Source organism: Candidatus Peregrinibacteria bacterium, assembly GCA_016699755.1.
Lineage (GTDB): Bacteria > Patescibacteriota > Gracilibacteria > CAIRYL01.
In genome coordinates this window covers 267346-286990 of the sequence record CP065009.1, presented here as the reverse complement: position 1 = coordinate 286990, position 19645 = coordinate 267346, and the positions used below count along the sequence as shown (strand labels likewise).

Sequence of the window (19645 nt, the reverse complement as noted above, 5' to 3'; positions counted from 1 at the left end):
ATGTTTCAAGTCATTCAAAACTCTTTCCTCTTTACGATATTTGGAGCTTCAGGGGATTTGGCAAAAATAAAGATATTCCCCTCTCTCTATGCGCTTGCCACACAACACCGTCTACCAAAGCAATATTTCATTGTAGGATATGCGCGAAGCAAAAAAACAAATGAGGAATTTCGACAGGAATTTCGAGAGAGCATTAAAAAATACTGTCAAAAAGGGTCGAAAATTGCATTTTGTAATGAGATAATTGAAGAACTCCTCTCTCATGTTTTTTATTTTTCTGGACAGTATACGGAACTTGGAGATTTTGAACGCTATTTTGAGTTTCTCGAAAATCTCTCCAAAAAAGAAGGAGGAGGACCTCCAGAAACACATATTACTTATTTCTCTGTCCCTCCATCTACTTTTCAGCCCATTTTGCAGAATATCGCTTTTGCTCGAAAATCTCGTGAAGACGATATTCGCGTAGTACTTGAAAAACCGTTTGGAGAAGATCAAGCGTCAGCAGAACAACTTTTTCACTTTATTTCTCGATTTTACGACGAGAAGCAAATTTTTCTACTTGATCATTATCTCGGAAAAACTGCTGTACAAAGCATTCTCACTCTTCGTCATCACAATTCAGTACTTAACCTTCTTCTTGAGGGAAAAAATATCGCAAGCATTCAGATTACCGCCCACGAAACTGTTGGCGTGGAAGACCGAGCCGGATATTTTGATAATGTCGGACTCATTAAAGATATGTTCCAATCGCATATCACCCAGCTTCTTGCCATGATTACCATGTCTATTCCCATTAAAGCGGATGAGAAGAGTTTTCATCGAGAAAAACAGTCCATTCTTGCGGCACTTGATTTTACACCAAAAAAACACAATATTTTTCGTGCACAATACAAAGGATATAAAGATATTTCGGGAGCGAAAAAAGATTCTCAAACAGAAACCTATTTCGGCGCAAAACTCAAAATTGACCGTGAAAGTTGGTACGGCGTTCCTATTTTTATCCGCACTGGAAAACGCATGAAAACAAAACTCACTTCCCTCGTGGTGGAGTTCAAAAAACTTCCTTTTCAACCGGAAGACACAGAACCAAATCTTCTCATTTTTGAGCTTCAGCCACGAGAAATGATTCATATTAAACTCTTGAATCAGTTTGGAAAATCATCAGAGTATCATGAAATTGGAACCAGCGAATCTATTGCCTGCCGAGGAGATGATTGCCTTCCTGAACATTCTCTTCTCATTCTGGATGTTTTGGAGCGGAATAAGCTCCACTTTTTAAGCTTTCCAGAGATTCTTGAAAGCTGGCGGGTTACTGATGCTATTTTGAAATTTATTGAAGAGAAAGAGATTCCACTTCACGAATACAACCTCGGAGACCACTCCCCTGAAGGAATTCAGGGAATGTTTCAAAAATCTCACGATCGTTGGTTTGAAGCATAATTCATGATTCCTTGTTCCATTTTTTGCTCATCACTCTTTTTCGTCGGATAAATCACATTGGACAAAAGAGAGAAAATATGGTAGCATAAAGAGATTTTTCTCTGGAATTCGTGCAACCAAAACATGCATTCTTCCTCGTTTTCGGGCTTTCTCTGATTGCAAGTGGTATCAACATATTTGGACCAAAGCCAAATACAGAAGAATACCTAGCAAATCTCATGGAAGAAACAAAAAAAACAGAAGGAAAGATGATCTCAAAAAATCAGGATTTTCGCTCTGCACCACTTCCATCCTCATCCCCTTCTCCAAATTCTCAAAAAGAAGATGATCTCATTCCTTTTCTTGAGGGATCTTGGGCACCCCCCCCACAAACAGGAAAACTCTTTGAAGAAGCGCCAAGTGAAGCTCCAAAAATTTCTCCAGAGAAGGAGACAGATCAACAGGGAATGTTTTTTTCGGAAGATGACTCTGCAACAGAACCAAAAGAAGAAGATGTTGTGAAAAAGAGCACAAAAGCAAGTATTTCTCCAATAATTATTGGACAAGAGCAACCAAGCAGTGTTGAACAAGAAGTAGAATCGCTCCCAACATCTTTCCACTTTAAAGATGGTCTCTTCTCTGCCATTGGAACATACGAAACAGAAAAAGGAGAAGAAAGTATTGGTGTGAAAGTACGTTTACAAAGCGGACTAATCGAAGAATTAGAAATTATTCCACTTGCTGGAAATAAAGAAAATGAAGAGGAGCAAGAGACATTTGCAGGGCAAATCTCCAAAATTTTCACAAGAGAACGTATTGATCAACTACCAGAAATATCTGGTTATGGAAATTCATCAAAAATATTAGATGGATTTCAGAAAGCCATTCTGCTCATTATAGAAAAAGCCGAGATAGTGGACGAAAAAAAGGAGTAATGCTAATTACAATTCAAAGAAACTTCCACCGTCTTCGAAAAAATGTAACGAGCTCTTCTGCAGAAAAGGCGCGCCACTCTTTTGTGTATTCCTCTCCGGCTTTCCCCCAAGAAAATGTCGCCTGACATGCCGCTTCAAATGGAGAAAAACCTTGTGCCAAGAATCCACCACAAATTCCTGCGAGTACATCGCCCGTTCCTCCTACTGCCATTTCTGGACATCCTGCAGAAATTTCTTCCGCTTTTTCGGCGTCCGCCACCACATCAACAACTCCTTTTCGAAGAATAGAAATATCCCATTTTTTGGCGGCGCTTTGAACAAAATTTTTCTCTGCTGTTTCTTCGAAAAGTCTCTGAAATTCCCCACCATGAGGAGTAATAAGCACGTTTTTTCTTCCGTGAATTTCAGAGAGAACTTCAGATTGCAATGCGCCGGCATCGAGGATTAATCGCCCAGAATAGTTTTGGAGAAAGCATTGAACTGCCGTCAATTCTTCTCGAAAAAAACCGCACCCAAGCACCACAGAAGATGCCCATTTTTTGGCGATATCCGCAATCCGCTCAGCATCTGCAGGGGAAAATATATTTCCCAAAAATTCTCCTACCAAAAAATTTGTGTGTGCCATACGAGTAATAGTGGCATGTTTTTGTGGAACAAAAAGACGAATAAGGTCTACTCCAGTAGCAAGCGCACCAAGTCCTGCAAGAATAGGGGCTCCATGAATTTCGGAAGAACCACCAATGATAAGCACCCTTCCAGCATCTCCTTTTCGTGCTGATATGGATCGAACTGGAAACACTATTTTTCAGAAAGAAATACTTTTCGAAACGAAACAATGCTTACGTTTTTTCCTTTTGGAAATGATTGGTCTCGACGCCAACTCGCATAGTTTGGATTTTGGAACGTAGAAATTCCGCAAAACTCCGCCTCTGGCAAAAGAGAAGTGAGAGCTTCGAGAAAACGAAAAGTGATTCTCCCATTTTGTTCAAAAAAGAAGTGAGCTCCAAATCGAGAAAAAATAGCTTCAAAACAAAAATCTTTTTGAATTTCAAATTCCGGCAGAAGCGGACCAATACGAACAGAGTGTGATTCTCCAGAAAAAACCTGTTGCATTTCTTCGAGAATACCACTAACCAATCCGCGCCAACCAGCATGCACAATTCCGATTTTTTCTCTTCCTAAAAATGCTACCGGCGCACAATCTGCAGTTTGTATACCGAGAAGAAAATTTGGATTTTCCGACCACAGCCCATCGCAATGAGCAAAATCCTCTTTTCCTGTTTCTACTTTTTGGATGCGAGTGGAATGCATTTGTTTCGGAAAAAAAACCGATTGCGGTATGTTTTCTCCGGCGGGGAATGTATGGAAGAACATGCAAAAGAGACTATACACTTCATATTTTGAATTTCCAGACTTATTTGTCCTGATTGTTAGCAATCAACCAAGAATAAAGGATTACAACCCCTTATTCTCCAAGAACGATTTATGTGATAAAACCGACGAATATGGTGCCTACTTTTTCCGAAATTCCAGCAGGTCTCCTTTTTTCGAAATCACCACAGTATCTCCATCACTAACTTTTTCATCAAGCAAGAGGAGCGAAAGCGGGTCGAGAATTTCGCGCTGAAGCACACGTTTGAGTGGACGAGCACCAAAGAGTGGATCGTAGCCTTTTTCTGCCAAAAAATCTTTTGCAACATCTTCCACAGAAAGAGTGATATTGCGCTCTGCAATACGCTGAGAAATTTTATTAAGCTGAATATCGAGAATGTTTCGCACTTCTTTTCGACTCAGTGGATCGAAGATAATTGTTTCATCAATACGATTGAGAAACTCTGGACGAAAAGCGTGACGAAGAATGGAAAACACTTCATTGTCACGTTCGAGGAGGGATGTTTGATCGGGCGTCTTTTCCGACCATTTCTCAGAAAAATTTTGAAGAATATCCGCACCAAGATTACTTGTGAGAATAATTACCGTATTTTTAAAATCGACAGTTCTCCCCTTTGAATCGGTGAGTCGCCCGTCATCGAGCACTTGTAGAAGGATATGAAACACATCGGGATGTGCTTTCTCCACTTCATCAAAAAGTACTACGGAATAGGGTTTTCGACGAACGGATTCGGTGAGTTGCCCTCCATCATCGTGTCCAATATATCCCGGAGGAGCACCAATGAGTTTTGCAACAGCGTGTTGTTCCATGTATTCACTCATGTCGACGCGGATGAGTGCGTTTTCATCGGAAAAGAGAAATTCACTGAGTGCCTTGCTGAGCTCTGTTTTTCCTACTCCTGTGGGACCCAAAAAGAGAAAGCTCGCAAGCGGCCTGCCTGGTTCAGAGAGTCCGGCACGAGCGCGACGAACTGCATTCGACACTGCAGAAATTGCCTTTTCTTGTCCTACCACTCGCAAGTGGAGATGCTCTTCGAGGAGGCGCAATTTTTGAAGCTCCTCAGAAAGCATTTTTTGTACGGGAATACCTGTCCAACGCGAGACCACTTCAGCAATTTCTCGCTCAGTCACCTCTTCGCGAACCATTTTATCCCCTTCTTTCCGCTTTGCGGATTTTTCTTCCGCCTCGTGCAAACCTTTTTCAAGTGCAGGAATTTCTCCATAGCGAATTTCTGCAACACGTTGCAGATTTCCGCTTCGCTCTTCGCGCTCCATTTCCCCTTTAAGAGAATCGATTTTCTCCTTTGCCTGACGGATTTTGAGAATTTCACTTCGCTCCGACTCCCACTTTGCCCGAAATGTTTTCTGCCTTTCTTCAAGCTCTGAGAGTTCTTTTTCGAGTTTTTGCAGACGATCCTTGGAATCTTTTGACGGTTCTTTTTTTAACGCCTCTCGCTCAATTTTGAGTCGCTGAACTTGTCGAGAAAGTGTGTCGAGTTCTACTGGCTCACTTTCGATTTCCATTTTGAGTCCCGCTGTTGCCTCATCCATAAGATCGATGGCTTTATCGGGGTTTTTTCGATCGGGCAGATAGCGAGCAGAAAATTGGGCGGCGGCAATAAGCGCATCATCGGTAATGCGCACGCCGTGGTGCACCTCGTATTTCTCCTTAATTCCTCGAAGAATAGCAATGGTGTCTTCGATATTTGGCTCATCAACAAGAACTGGCTGAAATCGGCGTTCAAGCGCCGCATCTTTTTCGATATACTTTCGGTATTCCGAAAGCGTTGTCGCACCAATCACGCGAACAAGACCGCGCGCTAACGCCGGCTTAAGAAGATTTCCAGCATCCATAGAACCTTCTGCAGAGCCAGCGCCCACAATGGTGTGAAGCTCATCAATAAAGAGAATGATACGTCCATCAGATTTTTCGATTTCTTTGAGCACTGCTTTGAGCCGCTCTTCAAATTCTCCGCGGAACTTTGTTCCGGCGACCAACGCTCCCATATCGAGCACGAGAAGCTCTTTATTACGAAGCGTTTCGGGGACGTCTCCCGAAATAATACGCTGAGCGAGACCCTCGGCAATGGCAGTTTTTCCTACTCCAGGATCACCCACAAGCACGGGATTATTTTTCGTTCGTCGGGAGAGAATTTGCATAGAACGACGCACCTCAGTATCGCGACCAATAATGGGATCTATTTTTCCGAGTCGTGCGAGTTCAGTAAGATCTTGCGTAAATTTCTTCAAGGCATCGCGTTTGGAATCGGGATTTTGATCGGTGATTTTTTCCCCTCCGCGAAGTGATTCTAATTTTTCTTGAACATTTTTTTTATCCAATTTTAAAAGAAGCAAAGAAGCAGAATTTTTTGCCTCTAGAAGTCCTAAAAAAAGATGTTCTACCGAAAGAAATTGGTCACCAAACTGTTTTCGGCTTTTTTCTGCCGCATCAAAAACCTGTTGCATTTCCCCAGAAAATGAGAACTCTCCACCACTCACACGCGGTTGACGCGTTAGTTCTTGTTTCGTTTTCTGGAGAAGCTCTTCAACAGAAAATCCAAGCATGTCGAGAAGTGGACGAAGGAGAGTGTCTTCCTGAGCGAGAAGCGAAAAGAGAAGATGAAGTCCAGTAATTTGTCCGTGTCCCATCTGTACCGCGAGAGATTGTGATGCCTGCACGGCTTCCGAAGTTTTTTCGGTAAAAGTTCGAGGATCCATAGGGAGAAAACAAAGAAATTAGCACTCTCTAGTTTAGAGTGCCAAAAAAGAACGGTCAAGATCTCTTTTAAAATTTCCCTATTATTTTTTCAAAAATACTCTTGCATTTCATACGTGATGTGCAAAAATTGAAATAAGATTTTTCTTTTTTTCCAAATAATCTATGACAAAAGAAAAAATATTAAGTCAATGCAAACAAAAAAATGTTCGTTTTGTTCATCTTCAGTTTTGTGATCTCCTCGGAATGGTCAAGAGCGTGACCATACCTATTTCAAAACTAGAAGATGCCATCAATCACAATGTTTGGTTTGATGGGAGCTCTATCGAAGGCTTTACCCGAATTTTCGAGTCAGATATGTACCTCAAACTCGACCTTTCCACTTTTGCCATGGTTCCTTGGGAAAGCGACGAGGAAACAGGAGTTGCGCGCATTATTTGCGATGTATTTCTTCCAGATGGAAAACCGTTCATGGGAGATCCGCGACAAATTCTCCGCCAACAGGTGGAGCGCGCCAAAAAATTGGGCTACGAATATTTTGTTGGACCAGAACTCGAGTTTTTCCTTTTTCCGCTCGATGAAAATGGAAAACCAACAATTAATCCGCACGATACTGCCGGATATTTCGATTACTCTTCAGATCGTGCTGGTGCCATTCGTCAGGTGATGAGCGATGTCGTTACCCAAATGGGTGTGGATGTTGAAACTATTCATCATGAAGTTGCTCCGGGACAGCACGAAATCGATTTTAAATACAACAATGCCATTACCCAAGCCGATCAGGTACTCACCGTTAAAACCGCCCTTCGCGCTGTCGCACACGACTTTGGACTCCATGTTACGTTTATGCCAAAACCAATTGCTGGCATCAATGGAAACGGAATGCACGTGCATCAATCGCTCAGCAAAGACGGAAAAAATGCCTTCTATGATGCAAAAAGCAAATATAACGGACTTGCAGATGTTGCCTTAAAATTTATTTCTGGTCAGCTTAAACACATGTCCGAGATTATTGCCGTGACCAACCCAACAGTAAACTCGTATAAACGTCTCGTTCCCGGATACGAAGCACCGGTCTACATTGCTTGGGGACAAACAAATCGAAGTGCGCTTATCCGCATTCCACGACTCACTGCTGGAAGAACCGAAGGAACGCGATGTGAACTCCGTTGCCCCGATAGTTCGAGTAATCCATATCTCGCTTTTGCAGTTATGCTCGCTGCTGGACTTGATGGAATTGAAAAAAATATTTCTATTCCAGAACCTATTGACGAGAATATTTTTGAATTTACCGATAAAAAAGCAAAACGAATGCGCATTAAAACTGTTCCCGGTTCGCTTCAAGAAGCGATTTCTAAAATGGAACGCGGAAGTCTTGTGCGAAAGGTTTTTGGAGAACACTCATTTGAAAAGTTCATCGAGAATAAAAAAATAGAAATTGATGAGCATCGGCTCCATGTTTCTCAATGGGAAATTGATACATACTTAGCAAATTACTAAGAGAAAATTGGAGGAGCCGGACATAAGCCCTGCTCCTCCAAAAAACAAAAAAGAAGGTCTTCATTTATTTGCACGAAATTCATTTTCTCGGTAAAGTTCCTCAGCATATTTTGCAATGGGTGAGTAGCTCAGTGGTAGAGCAGGAGCCTCTTAAGCTCTTGGTCGTGGGTTCGAGACCCACCTCACCCACCACCATTTAAACTCAGAAAATCCTATTTCCAAGTAGATTTTAGAATCTTCTTAAGGTCTTTGGCATTTTATCATAAAGACCTTGGTCTTTATAGTTCCTTTTGGCAAATGACCAGAAGGATTCTATTCCACTTACATGACATTTGCTTCGACAAAACTCATATCATGGAATGACAAACACGGTAATGATTATAGCCATTGAGGAATGAGTCCATCATATACTCTCCATCCATCGGTATGGGATCGTAGAACCTTCGAGTATTTTCTCTTGTATGATCGGTAGCAGCTCTTCCTTGTTACATTTCTTTACGATAGCCACCGATATTTTTCCTTCTCGCTTCAGTATTCTAAATATCGGTGTTTTTCCTACTGCTCCTCTCCCTCTTTTTCCTCGGACTCTTTTTACTCCACAATAACTCAGAAGCAAACCGCGCCCTCTGGAATGAATTGCCAAAGCAACAGGCACAAAACAAGATTCGCGTTGTACAAGAAGGAATGGAGAAAATTCTTTATTTTTCGTGGAAATACGCCCTACAGAGAAGATGAAAACTTCTTCCATTCTTTCGTCAAAAACATCCTCAATTTTTCTTCAAATATTTCACACGAAAACTGTTCAGTGTGAGAGAGCAGTGCTTTTCGGGAAAAAAGAGACTCCTGTTTTTCAAAATGGCTAATGGCATCTATGAGTGATTCTGGCGTTTGTTTCTCAAAGAACACTCCGGTTTCTCCGTCTTTGAGTGTACTCAACACCCCACCTTTTCCATACGCAATAACCGGCGTTCCGGCAGAGAGTGCTTCGAGTGAGCTTATACCAGCATCTTCAAGTTGTGGAAACAAAAGCGCACGCGCTCTTCCGAGAAGTTTTGGAACATCAGCATCGGGAACACGCCCAAGAAACTCAATATTCTTTGCTCCTTTCGCCTTTTTTTGAAGGTCTAAAAGACTTCTCCCATCCCCTGCTAAAACAAGTCGACGATGTGGCATTTCCTGAAAAGCAGAAATGAGAATATCGAACCGCTTTTGCGGAACTATTCGCCCAAAACCAAGATAAAAATCTTCTTTCGCTTCCGATTGCCCTTCTCGAAAACGCATAGTATCTACCGGAGGAGAAAGGACTTCTGCGGATTTTCGATAGTATTTTTGAATGCTCTCTGCGATGAAATGAGAATTTGCTAGATAGACATCAGGGCGATTTGCGGCAAGACAATCCCACTGGCGATATTTCGTAAAAAAACGAGGAAGAAGTGGTTTCAAAATTTTTGGAAGTGGAAAGTGATTGACATATTCTTGCCAATCTCCCCAAAAATACCGTGCGGGCGCATGACAATAGCAAATGTGAAGCTGATTTGGATTGGTAAGAACTCCCTTTGCTACAAACGTGCTACTCGAAATCACCAAGTCAAATTCTCGAAGATTGATGGATTCAATAGCTTTTGGAAGAAACGGAAGTAAAAACGGATGTCGTTTTCTGACAAACTGAGGAAATCGATTGAGTGAGGTGGCGTGAATATTCCCAAAACGCTCCACCATTTCTGGAAGAGAAACCGTGGTAAAAAGAGGAGCATTTGGAAAAAGATTTCGCATACTAATGAGAACAGATTCCGCTCCACCAAACACAGTAAGCCAATCGGCAACAATAGCAACGCGCAATGGAAGAGAGGAAGATGACATGCCGAAATAATGCCAGTAGATTTTTTTTGCAACAAGGGGTCATGATACAACGATATAACCGAACAGTCGGTAAACACATCAGAAAGAGTTTGGTAACAAATACATTTTCATGGTCTTTTATTGATCTTTTCTACGATTTAGGGGAAAAATCTTCGTAATTCTCAATTCATCCATTCGTTAAGTCCTCTGTCACATGATTTATAGGGTCTAGCACAGTATACTTCTATTTGAGAGTGCCCTTCATGCCTTACTATCTCTCTTCCATTATCATAGGTCATTGTTTTTCTCATCTCCCGAGGAAGAATTTGGAGTAGCAAGTGCTCCTGAACCTTTTCTGTTGCTGATCACTAAATTGCTTTCCCAATCTCCATATCGTAACTTCTCATTTACAATGTGAGGTCTCTCTTCAATACCTCTTCTATTTGGAATCCATATTTTGTTCTTTGTAAGCCCCCTCCATTTGTATCTTTTTCCTTGATAACGAAGAAATGTAAAAAGCTTTCCCCCTTGCTTCTTGTCTTTTGCTATAAAGGTGTAGATCGTCTGGTGGCTCACTGTTTTTTTCAGTGTTGTTGCCTTATTCAACCTGATATTTGATCTGGAATCTTCCCACAAGTTCACCAATAACATGTGGAAGAAGTTCCTGATCATCATGACAGCGTGGAAGAAGAAGTGAAGCTATCCTTTTTCTTTCTTCTGTCTTGTTCTGAGCAGTACGAGCAGTGTACCTTTTTTGTTTTGGAGAACAATTTCTTTTAATTTCACAATTTACGATAGATTGATTGTAACCGATGATATTCGCTATATATTCTTGTGAATGATCAACTCGAAAAAGAGCTTCAAGCTTCTCATGATCAAATCGTGTAAGGTACTTCATACGGCATGGAAAGATGAAGATTTGGTTCATCCTTCATGCCGCACTTCTTTTATGAAAAACAAGTAAATGTGAATTATGCGTTTGGGTTTTGAATTTGCGCAATGTAAAATTGACCGTTAAATATTATTATGTCATAATGTTAAGAATCACGCAGAAGGTTTTCCCAAAAGTATTTTCGTGAAACACTGTGTGAGGCAATCATCCCTTTTTCTCTGGAATGTCACTGACCCTTTACCAGCAAGCAAAACAGCTCATTGAAAAAAGCGAAAAAATCCTGCTCGTTGCGCATACCAAAATGGATGGTGATACGCTTTCCGCCACTATTGCTATGCATTTACTTCTCAAGAAACTCAACAAAATTACCGTTGTTGCTTGTGCAGATCCTGTTCCTGAAGAATTTGCATTTCTCCCAGAAACAGAGGTTATGCAAAAAGAAGTGAGTAGTGCGAAAGACTTTGTGATTTCTCTAGACTGCTCTCGAACACAAGCACAAAGACTCCGCTGGAAAATAGACGGCAATATACTCAAGATTTTTGTCACCCCAATAGAAGGGCAATTTCACGAAAAAGACGTGTCTTTTTTAGAACACGAGAATTTTGATCTTATTATTTCGCTTGATGCAGCGGACCGAAAACAAATTGGCAGAATTTTTGAGGAAAATACAGAGCTTTTTGCTCGCCTTCCGCTCATTGTATTTGATCATCATGCGAGTAACCCCGGGTTTGGAACAGTAAATATTATCGATACGAAAGCGGCAAGTACAACAGAAGTCCTCTTCCATTTTCTTCCAACGCTTATAGGGGAACATTGGGAGTCGATGGTCGATCCCGATATCGCTACCCTCCTTCTCACCGGAATTATTACCGATACCGGAAGCTTTCAAAATCCAAATACAACCCCAAAATCGCTTGAGGTAGCGGCGGATTTGGTGGAGCTTGGTGCACGCCAACAGGAAATTATTCGAAACATCTTCAAAACGAAAAATATTCAAACACTCAAGCTTTGGGGACGAGTGCTCTCAAAAATAAAAACTGACCCCGTACATCGCCTGTTATGGAGCACAGTCACAGCAGATGACCTTCTGGATACCGAAGCAAATGCAGAAGATACCGGAGGAATTATTGATGAGCTCCTCGCTACTGCCCCTGGGATGGAAATGGTTATTCTTTTAAAAGAACGTCCCGATGGAATTATTCATGGTTCGGTGCGAAGCATTACCCCGCTCTGTAATGCGGCGGAATTTAGTGCAGAGTTTGGAGGTGGAGGACACACACAAGCCGCCGGATTCAAGATACCAAGAGACAGACCGTTTGATGTTGCAGTTGGAGAAGTCATTTCTGCCGCACGCATTTTTCAGGATAAGCGCCTCAAACTCTCGGAGCATCACCAAAAGCACTCCGAAAGGACGGGAATGGAAAACAAAAAAGGAAACACGAAGGACTTTTTCCCTGGAAGTGGAGGTGAAGCAGAAATAGGACTCATTCGTATTGTGAAGCCAAAAGAAGAGGAAAATGATACGAAAGAGGAATCATTGTCAAAAGAAGTTTTAAGCACACCAAAAACAGAACTGGAATTTCAGGAAGAACACTTTTCGGGACTTCTTGAAAAAATTGTAAGATCCGATCCTCGCCTTCAATTTTCCCCCCTCCCCCCAAAAGAGAAAAGGGATAAGGAGTCCTAAACACTTTTGTATTTTATGCATGTTTTTTTTGGACTTATTGGCATTGGGTGCGCCTATCTTATTGTTCGTTACCGCGGACAAATTATCAATTTTACCGGACCGTGGGGTTGGGCAGAACGTTTTTTAGGATCAGGGCAATCGTACAGTGCCGCCGTTTTTCTGGGAATATTTGTCTTCTTTTTTTCGGTAATGGTTTTGACTGGTGGATTTGATACTTTTTTCCGAAACGTCTTCGGACAGTTCTTTCTTCCGCCAAATCACTAAGAAAGGGAATGAGTGAGATTTGCTACTTGCATCTCGCGTCTCGTGGAAATATTTACTTCTATTTTTTTGCGTCTTACAATAAAAAGGGATGACTCCTCTTTTACTATGAAAATGTCAAAAACATTTCACAGAAATATCACCCATTTTACTGATATTATTTTCACCTTCCTTATTCTTTGTAGTATTATTGCACTCGTTGTATTCAGCAGTCTAACGGTATTCAATCTTTTCTTGGATGTAAGATATTATACAAGAATCAACATCATCCATAACATCGTTTATATTATTGTTCTTTTAAAAGCATATAAAATACTCACCTTTTATCTTGAGTCGCACAATCTCAGTATTCAATATCTCGTACAAATATCGATTATTGCTCCTGCTATTGAGGTTATTTTTGCATCCGAAGAGCAATCGATTTGGCTCAATACACTCTATACCATCTATAGCTTAACAAATTTATATATTTACATCCGGTTCCAAAAAGAGCTCTCTCAACTCAATTTCCAAGACGAAAAAGTATTTCACCAGTCCAAGAAAAATACTGTTTTAGAAAAGTCCTCAAAACGCCCTACTTCGATAATAAAGGAAATTCTTTTGTAACACTTTCGACTTCAGATTTTTCTCCAAAGAAAAGTACACCGAGATGCTCTACTTCTTCAAATTTTTTCTTCGCCGTCTTTTCCGCAACAAGATTATCGTTTGTTGTGTCGAGCATTTCCCGAGTGAACTCTGAAATATCAAGATTTTTTGTGTGTGCCTTTCCCAAAACTGATTTTATCTCTTTAGAATCTTTTGCACTTTTAATAATGATGGCATGTCCGATATTGAGTTTTATTTTCTCGCCATCTGCGCTTTCAATTTCGTCAAAACGAAGAAGCTCTCTTCCACGGCGAGCGGCAAATGCGGCAGAGAGGTGCGCCATGGTGTTCATTTTTTGCCACGCCTCAAGACTTGCTGAGTCGTTGATAAGTGCTACCGCAATTTTGAGCTCTTTTTTCGAGAACTCCTTCTACTCATTCTCGGGCTTCATAGTGGGGAAAAGCACCACATCACGCAAATTCGGCATGCCAGTTAAAAGCGCACACAAACGGTCGACACCAAACCCATTTCCCGTCATGGGTGGGAACCCGTGTTCCATGGCTTTCAAAAATATCTCATCAATTTCCATTGCCTCATCATCTCCAGCATTTTTTGCCTTCTGCTGATCTTCTAAAAGTTTTCGTTGGATAGTAGGGTCTATAAGTTCTCCATAGGCGTTGATGGTTTCCCATCCTGCAATGAGAAGTTGATATACTTTGGACGTTCCGTCTCCATTGGGATTGGCAAGAGGCTTCAGTTCACTCGGCCAGTCTAAAACAAAAGTAGGATGAATGAGGTGCAGGCGAGCCGTTTTTTTATAAATATCATCGAGCAAATTTCCGCGACCAGCTGTCTCTGCGTTTTCGATTCCCAATTCTCGCGCCTTTTTTCGCAAATCATCATCAGACAAAGAAAACATATCAATACCTGCATACTTCTCTAGGAGACTAGCGAACGAAACGGAATGGAATTTTTGCTCAAAATCGATCTCAACTTCATTGTCATCTTTATCTACAATATTGAATTTCGTCTTTCCAAAAATGTTAGTACAAATGCGACGAAGCATCTCCTCCATCCACTGCTGATTTGTTTCGAGACTTTCGTATGCCGCATACCACTCACACAGAGAAAACTCCTGAAGATGGCTTGGATCAGAGCCCTCATTTCGAAAACACTTTCCAATCTCAAAAATACGTTCAAACCCTCCTCCGAGGAGACGCTTGTGATCGATTTCAAGCGCTATCCGCAACACAAAGTCGTGATCGAGTGCGTTATGATGAGTCTCAAAAACTCGCGCCATCGCTCCTCCTGCTTTTTCTTGTAAAATAGGCGTTTCTACTTCCAAAAACCCTTTTTCCCAAAAAAATTCCCGAATTTCACGAAGCATTGCCGAACGCTTCTGAAAGCGACTCATGGTTTCGTGATTTGTCATCATATCTACATTTCGCTCTCGATAACAGCGCTCACGGCTTTCAAGTCCATGAAACTTTTCGGGCATGGGACGCAGTGCTTTGGAGAGAAAACAGAGTTTTTTCACAAACAGAGTTTTTTCTCCATGTTTTGTTTCAAACATTTCGCCAAAAACTCCAAGAAAGTCTCCAAGATCAACGCATTTCTCCACAAATTTCATAGGAGAAAATTCCACATCTTCTGGCAAATTTTCTACCTCAAAACCTCCTTTCTGAAAACAAATTTGAATTCTTCCACTCTCATCAGAGAGATGACCAAAGGCAAGCTTTCCCATTGCGCGAAAAAGAACGAGCCGCCCTGCTACTGCTACGGATTGTTTAGGAGAAGTTTGAATATCTTCAAGATTTTTTGTTGGCAATTCCTTTGCCGAAGTGGCAGAAAAGTTCTTGGGAAATGGCGTTGCTAAAAACGGATCAATACCAAGTTCACGAATTTTCTCAGACTTTCGAAGTCGCTCTGCCACCAATGAATCCATACCAAAACAAAAAATCAGGAAGAACCGTAGCAAAACAGCAAGGAGGTTTCAATTTCTCAATAATATTAAGAACACCTTGTACCCAAGTTATTTCGAAACATTTCGCAATAAATATTTCTCAGAATGCCAGTGCTGGAAAAAGAGTGGCCATCATCGTCCTAGCTGCTTTTTGTAGTTTCTCGACTCTTTTCGCATTCTCTTTGCAATTAGCATCAAGAGCATCAACCAATGCACTAAGATTAGAAAGTTTTTCTTTATACAGAGAAAGCTCTTCCTTGGATATTAATGGATTATGAGATAAATCATCTACAGCTTTTTCTACTTTTTTAAGATCTTGGAGCAAGAACGAATGAGGGAAAATCTCGATGTTTCCCTCTAATACAATGAGCATTCTGTCGGCACACGCTTTCTGTATGAGATATTCTCCGTCAGGAACACTCAGATCTTCAAGTTCTAATCTTGTCTCAACTGACATAGAAAGGAAAAAAGAAAGTGGCACCTTTGAAGATTTTTTTTTCGTAAAATCAAAAAGGCACGGTACTCTGATTCCTTAAAAGTTCTTTGTCAATGGATTTTTTTCATATTTTTTTTCGCACAAAACTAAGGGAAGATTTAATGAAATTTGGCGTGATAGAAGTCTATTTTTCCCATCCCTTCGCTCTTTCTACTGCCTCTTTCCACCGAACAGAAAATTGTGCCATCTCTCCTGCGCTTCGCTGTGGTTCAAAAATTCGCTCCACTTTGCGCATGCGAACGGCTTCATCACGATTTTTGTACACTCCAACAGAAACTCCTGAAAGAAGTGCAGCGCCAAGTGCTGTGGTTTCGATAATTTCTGGACGATAGACCGACACACCAAGAAGATCTGCCTGAAACTGCATAAGCGCATTATTGGCGCACGCTCCCCCATCAACAGTAAGTCGTTTTATAGTTTTGCCACTATCATGCTCCATAGCATGTAAAACATCTTGCGTTTGGTAGCACAGCGCCTCCAGAGCCGCACGAACAAAATGTTCGCGTTTTGTTCCGCGAGTAAGCCCAATAAGCATTCCTCGAGCGTTCGGATCCCAATGGGGAGCACCAAGCCCAGCAAGTGCGGGAACAAAATACACTCCCTCATTATCGGCAAGAGCATTCATAAGCTCTTCTGTTTCTGCGGCATGCTTAATAATTCCTAGCCCATCACGGAGCCACTGAATAGCGGCACCAGCAATAAATACACTTCCCTCAAGCGCATATTCCGTTTGTCCATTTGTATGCCACGCCACGGTACTTAAAAGTCCATTTTTCGAGAAGATGGGATTTTTTCCAGTATTCGTGAGCAAAAATCCCCCTGTTCCGTAGGTGTTTTTATACATTCCTGGAGCAAAGCATCCTTGTGCAAACAAAGAGGCTTGCTGATCGCCCAAAATAGCGCAAATAGGAATAGGAGCACCAAAGATTTTTGGGTCGATGTCTCCAAAGTGCGAATCAGAAGGACGAATAAGCGGAAGCATTTCTCGCGGAACGCCAAAAAATTTCAAAAGATCTTTGTCCCACTCCGATCGAGCCAAATTCATGAGAAGCGTTCGAGAAGCATTTCCCGGTTCGGTAGCGTGTACTTTTCCACCAGTAAGTTTCCACAAAATCCACGTATCAATAGTTCCGCAAATGTATTCTGGTTTGTAGGGGAATTTTTCCAAAAGCCACTGAAGTTTTGTTCCAGAAAAGTACGGATCGAGTGAAAGTCCTGTTCGTTGACGAATAGAAGGTTCCGCACCTTCTGCTTTCATTTTTGCGCACCGATCAGCGGTTCGGCGACATTGCCACACAATGGCATTATACACTGGCTTTCCTGTGGTTTTGTCCCATATCACTATGGTTTCTCGCTGATTCGTAATTCCGGCAGAAATAATACTACTCGGATCAACTTTTGATTCGGCAATAACTTGCGCGATAACGGCACATGTACTCTCCCAAATTTCTTCAGGATCATGCTCTACCCATCCCGGTTTTGGAAAATATTGAGGAAATTCTTGATATGCCTTTGCAACAATATTTTGATCTTTATCAAAGAGAATGGCGCGGTTTCCGGTTGTTCCAAGGTCGATAGCAAGCAAAAGTTGATTTTTCATGTTTGGGGAAAAAAGACTTCCCTCGGATTGAGGAAGGCGAAAGAAGCTAAGTAACAATGCGGATAAGCGCCCGAGAAGACTGTTCGGCAGAATATCCATCGAAAAGAACATGATGCATTTCTTCGGCAACCGGAAGAAACACATTATATTTTTGAGAGAGTTTTTTTGTAACACGTGTTGCCGGAATCCCTTCTGCTACCATCACCATTTCTTTTAATGCCTGATCGAGAGATTTTCCACTTCCAAGCAGTTTTCCGAGTGCGCGATTTCGGCTGTTTTCACTAAAACACGTGGCGATAAGATCCCCTACCCCCGAAAGTCCATAAAATGTTTCTCGATGTGCGCCCATGGCAACGCCAAGTTTTGTCATTTCCGAAAGTCCGGCGTCGAGCACAAACGCTTTTGTATTGTAACTTGCATCCACCGCATCACAAATCCCAATCGCAAGGGCGTAGATATTTTTCATCATTCCGCCAAGCTGAACGCCAATATGATCCATAAGAAGTCCAGCTCGAAAATAATCATTTCCATCTTCGAGAAGTTTTTTGATTTTTGGCAAAATACACTGATTTCGTGACACAAGAATAACGCGCGTCATTTTCTCCTCTGCCACTTCTTTTGCGAGTGACGGTCCAGAAAGATCGGCAACAAAATGATGAAGTTCTTCTGGAATTTCTTCTTCAATCACTTCTATCATAAATTTTAAACTGCTCTCTTCAATTCCTTTTGCACAATTAACAAGAATTTGTCCCGTCTTCAGAACATGAGCAAAGCGCTTTACCGTTTCGCGAAGAAATACAGATGGAACAACGAGGAGGATATAATCCGCGCCCGCAACACATTCAGAAAGATTGAGTGATGGAGTAATACGTGGAGAAAGTGAAACTCCCGGAAGATAGCGGGTATTTGTTTGTTTCTCCTGTATTTCTTGTAAAACATCGGTATTAATGTCCCAAATGCGAACGGTGTGACCATTTTTTGCCAGAAGATTGGCAAGGGTTGTTCCCATGTTTCCCGCACCAACAACAGCGACAATTTTTGGTGTTTCAGTCATATTATTCTTAAATTTTTTTATCCTCTTGAGAAAGTATAGCAAAAAAAGAAATCTTTTTGAATGGGAAATCTTCTCACCTATAAACCTCTTTTGACACTCTCACGTGTCGAGTGCTAATATTTTTGTGATCGAATTTTTTCCTCAATATTGATCAACATGGCAGAAGAATATTACAAAACCCTTGGTGTAGAAAAAACGGCAAATGCCGATGAAATTAAACGCGCCTATCGAAAACTTGCGGCAAAATACCATCCAGATGTGAATAAATCGTCCGATGCAGAAGCAACATTTAAAAAAGTACAAGAAGCATGGGAAGTTCTTTCTGATCCGCAAAAAAAAGCCATGTACGACCGATATGGCAGTGCCGGAGGATCTGGTGGAGGCGGATTTGGCGGAAACGGAGGATTTTCTGGAGGAGGTTTTAATCCGGAGGATTTTTCGGATTTCATGGGAGGATTTGACGGAGGAATTGGACAGATTTTTGAAACCTTTTTTGGAGGCGCCGGAGGAAGCGGAAGACGAGGACCAGAACGCGGAAGAAATATTCACACAGAAACAACCGTTTCTCTTGCGGAAGCAGTTTCTGGGAAAAAACATAACATTTCGATAGAAGCATATGAATCGTGCTCCGCATGCGAAGGTGCTGGAAAAAAGAAAGGAACAGGAATGAAGAGCTGTCAGACATGCGCCGGAACCGGACAAGTGGCACGCGATCAACAAACCCCACTCGGATACATTCGCACGGCAAGTGTTTGCCCAAACTGCCGAGGAGAAGGACGCATTCCAGAGCATCCCTGCCCATCGTGTTCCGGAACTGGACGCATGATTACAAAACGGAATATTGGCGTAGAAATTCCACCAGGAGTCTTTGACGGAGCGCTTTTGCGCGTCCCCGAAAAAGGCGAAGCAGGAGAACGTGGTCAACCAAGCGGAGATTTACTCCTCAAGGTGAATGTTACACCAGATCGTCGATTTCGCCGAGACGGAAACGATATTCATTCAGAAGTTTCTATTAGTCTTTTTGAAGCAGTGCTCGGAAACGAGCGAGAGGTTGAAACCGTTCAGGGGAAAGTAACTACTGTTATTTCTCCCGGAACCCAACCAGATGCCGTTATTCGTATTCGAAGCAAAGGAATGCCGATTTTGAACCGAAACCAATTTGGTGACCACCTCATCCACATTCGCGTCAATATTCCAAAAAAACTAAGCAAGAAAGAAAAAGAACTCTTTTTGGAACTCGCCAAAGAATCGGGCGAGAAACTGAAACACGAAAAAGGATTTTTAGAGGGACTGTTTTCGTAAATCT

At 41.7% G+C, this 19645-nt stretch carries 19 protein-coding genes and 1 tRNA gene; 8 read left to right on the top strand and 12 right to left on the bottom strand.

Features of this window, described 5'->3' with window-relative positions; genetic code table 11:
* Together IPN35_01245 and IPN35_01240 are read left to right on the top strand one after the other, a co-directional pair.
* Positions 1-1440: a glucose-6-phosphate dehydrogenase (NADP(+)) gene (locus IPN35_01245; protein QQS59499.1), complete on the top strand. Its 1440-nt coding sequence runs from the start codon at positions 1-3 to the stop codon at positions 1438-1440.
* Between the two features lie 110 nt (positions 1441-1550).
* On the top strand, positions 1551-2354 hold the full coding sequence (locus tag IPN35_01240) for a hypothetical protein (protein ID QQS59498.1): 804 nt from the start codon (positions 1551-1553) through the stop codon (positions 2352-2354).
* A gap of 13 nt (positions 2355-2367) precedes the next feature.
* Here IPN35_01240 and IPN35_01235 read toward each other — a convergent pair whose 3' ends face one another.
* The 3 genes from IPN35_01235 to clpB form a co-directional block, all read right to left on the bottom strand.
* Entirely contained in the window at positions 2368-3153 is a 786-nt protein-coding gene (locus IPN35_01235) for an NAD(P)H-hydrate dehydratase (protein QQS59497.1), read from the bottom strand.
* Positions 3153-3665, bottom strand: a complete 513-nt coding sequence (locus IPN35_01230) for a polyphenol oxidase family protein (GenBank protein QQS59496.1) — start codon at positions 3663-3665, stop codon at positions 3153-3155. Before IPN35_01230 ends, IPN35_01235 begins: the two co-directional genes overlap by 1 nt.
* A gap of 201 nt (positions 3666-3866) precedes the next feature.
* Positions 3867-6464 (bottom strand): ATP-dependent chaperone ClpB, encoded by a 2598-nt coding sequence (clpB, locus tag IPN35_01225; protein ID QQS59495.1) that lies wholly within the window; start codon positions 6462-6464, stop codon positions 3867-3869.
* Between the two features lie 163 nt (positions 6465-6627).
* Between clpB and glnA the strand changes: the two genes are divergently transcribed.
* Together glnA and IPN35_01215 are read left to right on the top strand one after the other, a co-directional pair.
* Positions 6628-7962 carry a type I glutamate--ammonia ligase gene (gene glnA, locus IPN35_01220; protein QQS59494.1) on the top strand — a complete coding sequence of 445 codons (1335 nt, stop codon included), beginning with the start codon at positions 6628-6630 and terminating at the stop codon, positions 7960-7962.
* A 117-nt stretch (positions 7963-8079) separates the two neighbouring features.
* Positions 8080-8154 (top strand) — tRNA-Lys (locus IPN35_01215).
* Positions 8155-8365: 211 nt separating this feature from the next.
* Here IPN35_01215 and IPN35_01210 read toward each other — a convergent pair.
* The 4 genes from IPN35_01210 to IPN35_01195 form a co-directional block, all read right to left on the bottom strand.
* Positions 8366-8710, bottom strand: a complete 345-nt coding sequence (locus tag IPN35_01210) for a transposase (GenBank protein ID QQS59493.1) — start codon at positions 8708-8710, stop codon at positions 8366-8368.
* Positions 8683-9822 (bottom strand): glycosyltransferase, encoded by a 1140-nt coding sequence (locus IPN35_01205; protein ID QQS59492.1) that lies wholly within the window; start codon positions 9820-9822, stop codon positions 8683-8685. Before IPN35_01205 ends, IPN35_01210 begins: the two co-directional genes overlap by 28 nt.
* A gap of 267 nt (positions 9823-10089) precedes the next feature.
* On the bottom strand, positions 10090-10407 hold the full coding sequence (locus IPN35_01200) for a hypothetical protein (GenBank protein QQS59491.1): 318 nt from the start codon (positions 10405-10407) through the stop codon (positions 10090-10092).
* Positions 10400-10699 (bottom strand): hypothetical protein, encoded by a 300-nt coding sequence (locus IPN35_01195; GenBank protein QQS59490.1) that lies wholly within the window; start codon positions 10697-10699, stop codon positions 10400-10402. Before IPN35_01195 ends, IPN35_01200 begins: the two co-directional genes overlap by 8 nt.
* Positions 10700-10916: 217 nt before the next feature.
* On the opposite strand from IPN35_01195, the gene IPN35_01190 reads away from it, so the two are divergent.
* The 3 genes from IPN35_01190 to IPN35_01180 all read left to right on the top strand — a co-directional run bounded on the left by IPN35_01190 (position 10917) and on the right by IPN35_01180 (position 13247).
* Entirely contained in the window at positions 10917-12380 is a 1464-nt protein-coding gene (locus tag IPN35_01190; GenBank protein QQS59489.1) for a DHH family phosphoesterase, read from the top strand.
* Between the two features lie 15 nt (positions 12381-12395).
* The gene (locus IPN35_01185) at positions 12396-12644 is read left to right on the top strand and encodes a hypothetical protein (GenBank protein ID QQS59488.1); all 249 of its coding nucleotides are present in this window, start codon (positions 12396-12398) and stop codon (positions 12642-12644) included.
* A gap of 111 nt (positions 12645-12755) precedes the next feature.
* On the top strand, positions 12756-13247 hold the full coding sequence (locus IPN35_01180; GenBank protein QQS59487.1) for a hypothetical protein: 492 nt from the start codon (positions 12756-12758) through the stop codon (positions 13245-13247).
* On the opposite strand, the gene IPN35_01175 is transcribed toward IPN35_01180, so the two are convergent.
* From IPN35_01175 to IPN35_01155, 5 genes are all read right to left on the bottom strand, one after another.
* The gene (locus IPN35_01175) at positions 13216-13578 is read right to left on the bottom strand and encodes a DUF2000 family protein (protein QQS59486.1); all 363 of its coding nucleotides are present in this window, start codon (positions 13576-13578) and stop codon (positions 13216-13218) included. The genes IPN35_01180 and IPN35_01175 overlap by 32 nt on opposite strands.
* Positions 13579-13656: 78 nt before the next feature.
* Positions 13657-15171, bottom strand: a complete 1515-nt coding sequence (gene lysS, locus IPN35_01170; protein ID QQS59485.1) for a lysine--tRNA ligase — start codon at positions 15169-15171, stop codon at positions 13657-13659.
* 118 nt (positions 15172-15289) lie between these two features.
* A complete protein-coding gene (locus tag IPN35_01165) occupies positions 15290-15646 on the bottom strand; it encodes a hypothetical protein (protein QQS59484.1) in 357 nt (118 codons plus the stop codon).
* Between the two features lie 163 nt (positions 15647-15809).
* Positions 15810-17285, bottom strand: a complete 1476-nt coding sequence (gene glpK, locus IPN35_01160) for a glycerol kinase GlpK (protein QQS59483.1) — start codon at positions 17283-17285, stop codon at positions 15810-15812.
* A gap of 46 nt (positions 17286-17331) precedes the next feature.
* A complete protein-coding gene (locus tag IPN35_01155) occupies positions 17332-18339 on the bottom strand; it encodes an NAD(P)-dependent glycerol-3-phosphate dehydrogenase (GenBank protein QQS59482.1) in 1008 nt (335 codons plus the stop codon).
* A 156-nt stretch (positions 18340-18495) separates the two neighbouring features.
* On the opposite strand from IPN35_01155, the gene dnaJ reads away from it, so the two are divergent.
* Positions 18496-19641 carry a molecular chaperone DnaJ gene (gene dnaJ / locus IPN35_01150; GenBank protein ID QQS59481.1) on the top strand — a complete coding sequence of 382 codons (1146 nt, stop codon included), beginning with the start codon at positions 18496-18498 and terminating at the stop codon, positions 19639-19641.
* Positions 19642-19645: the final 4 nt, after the last annotated feature.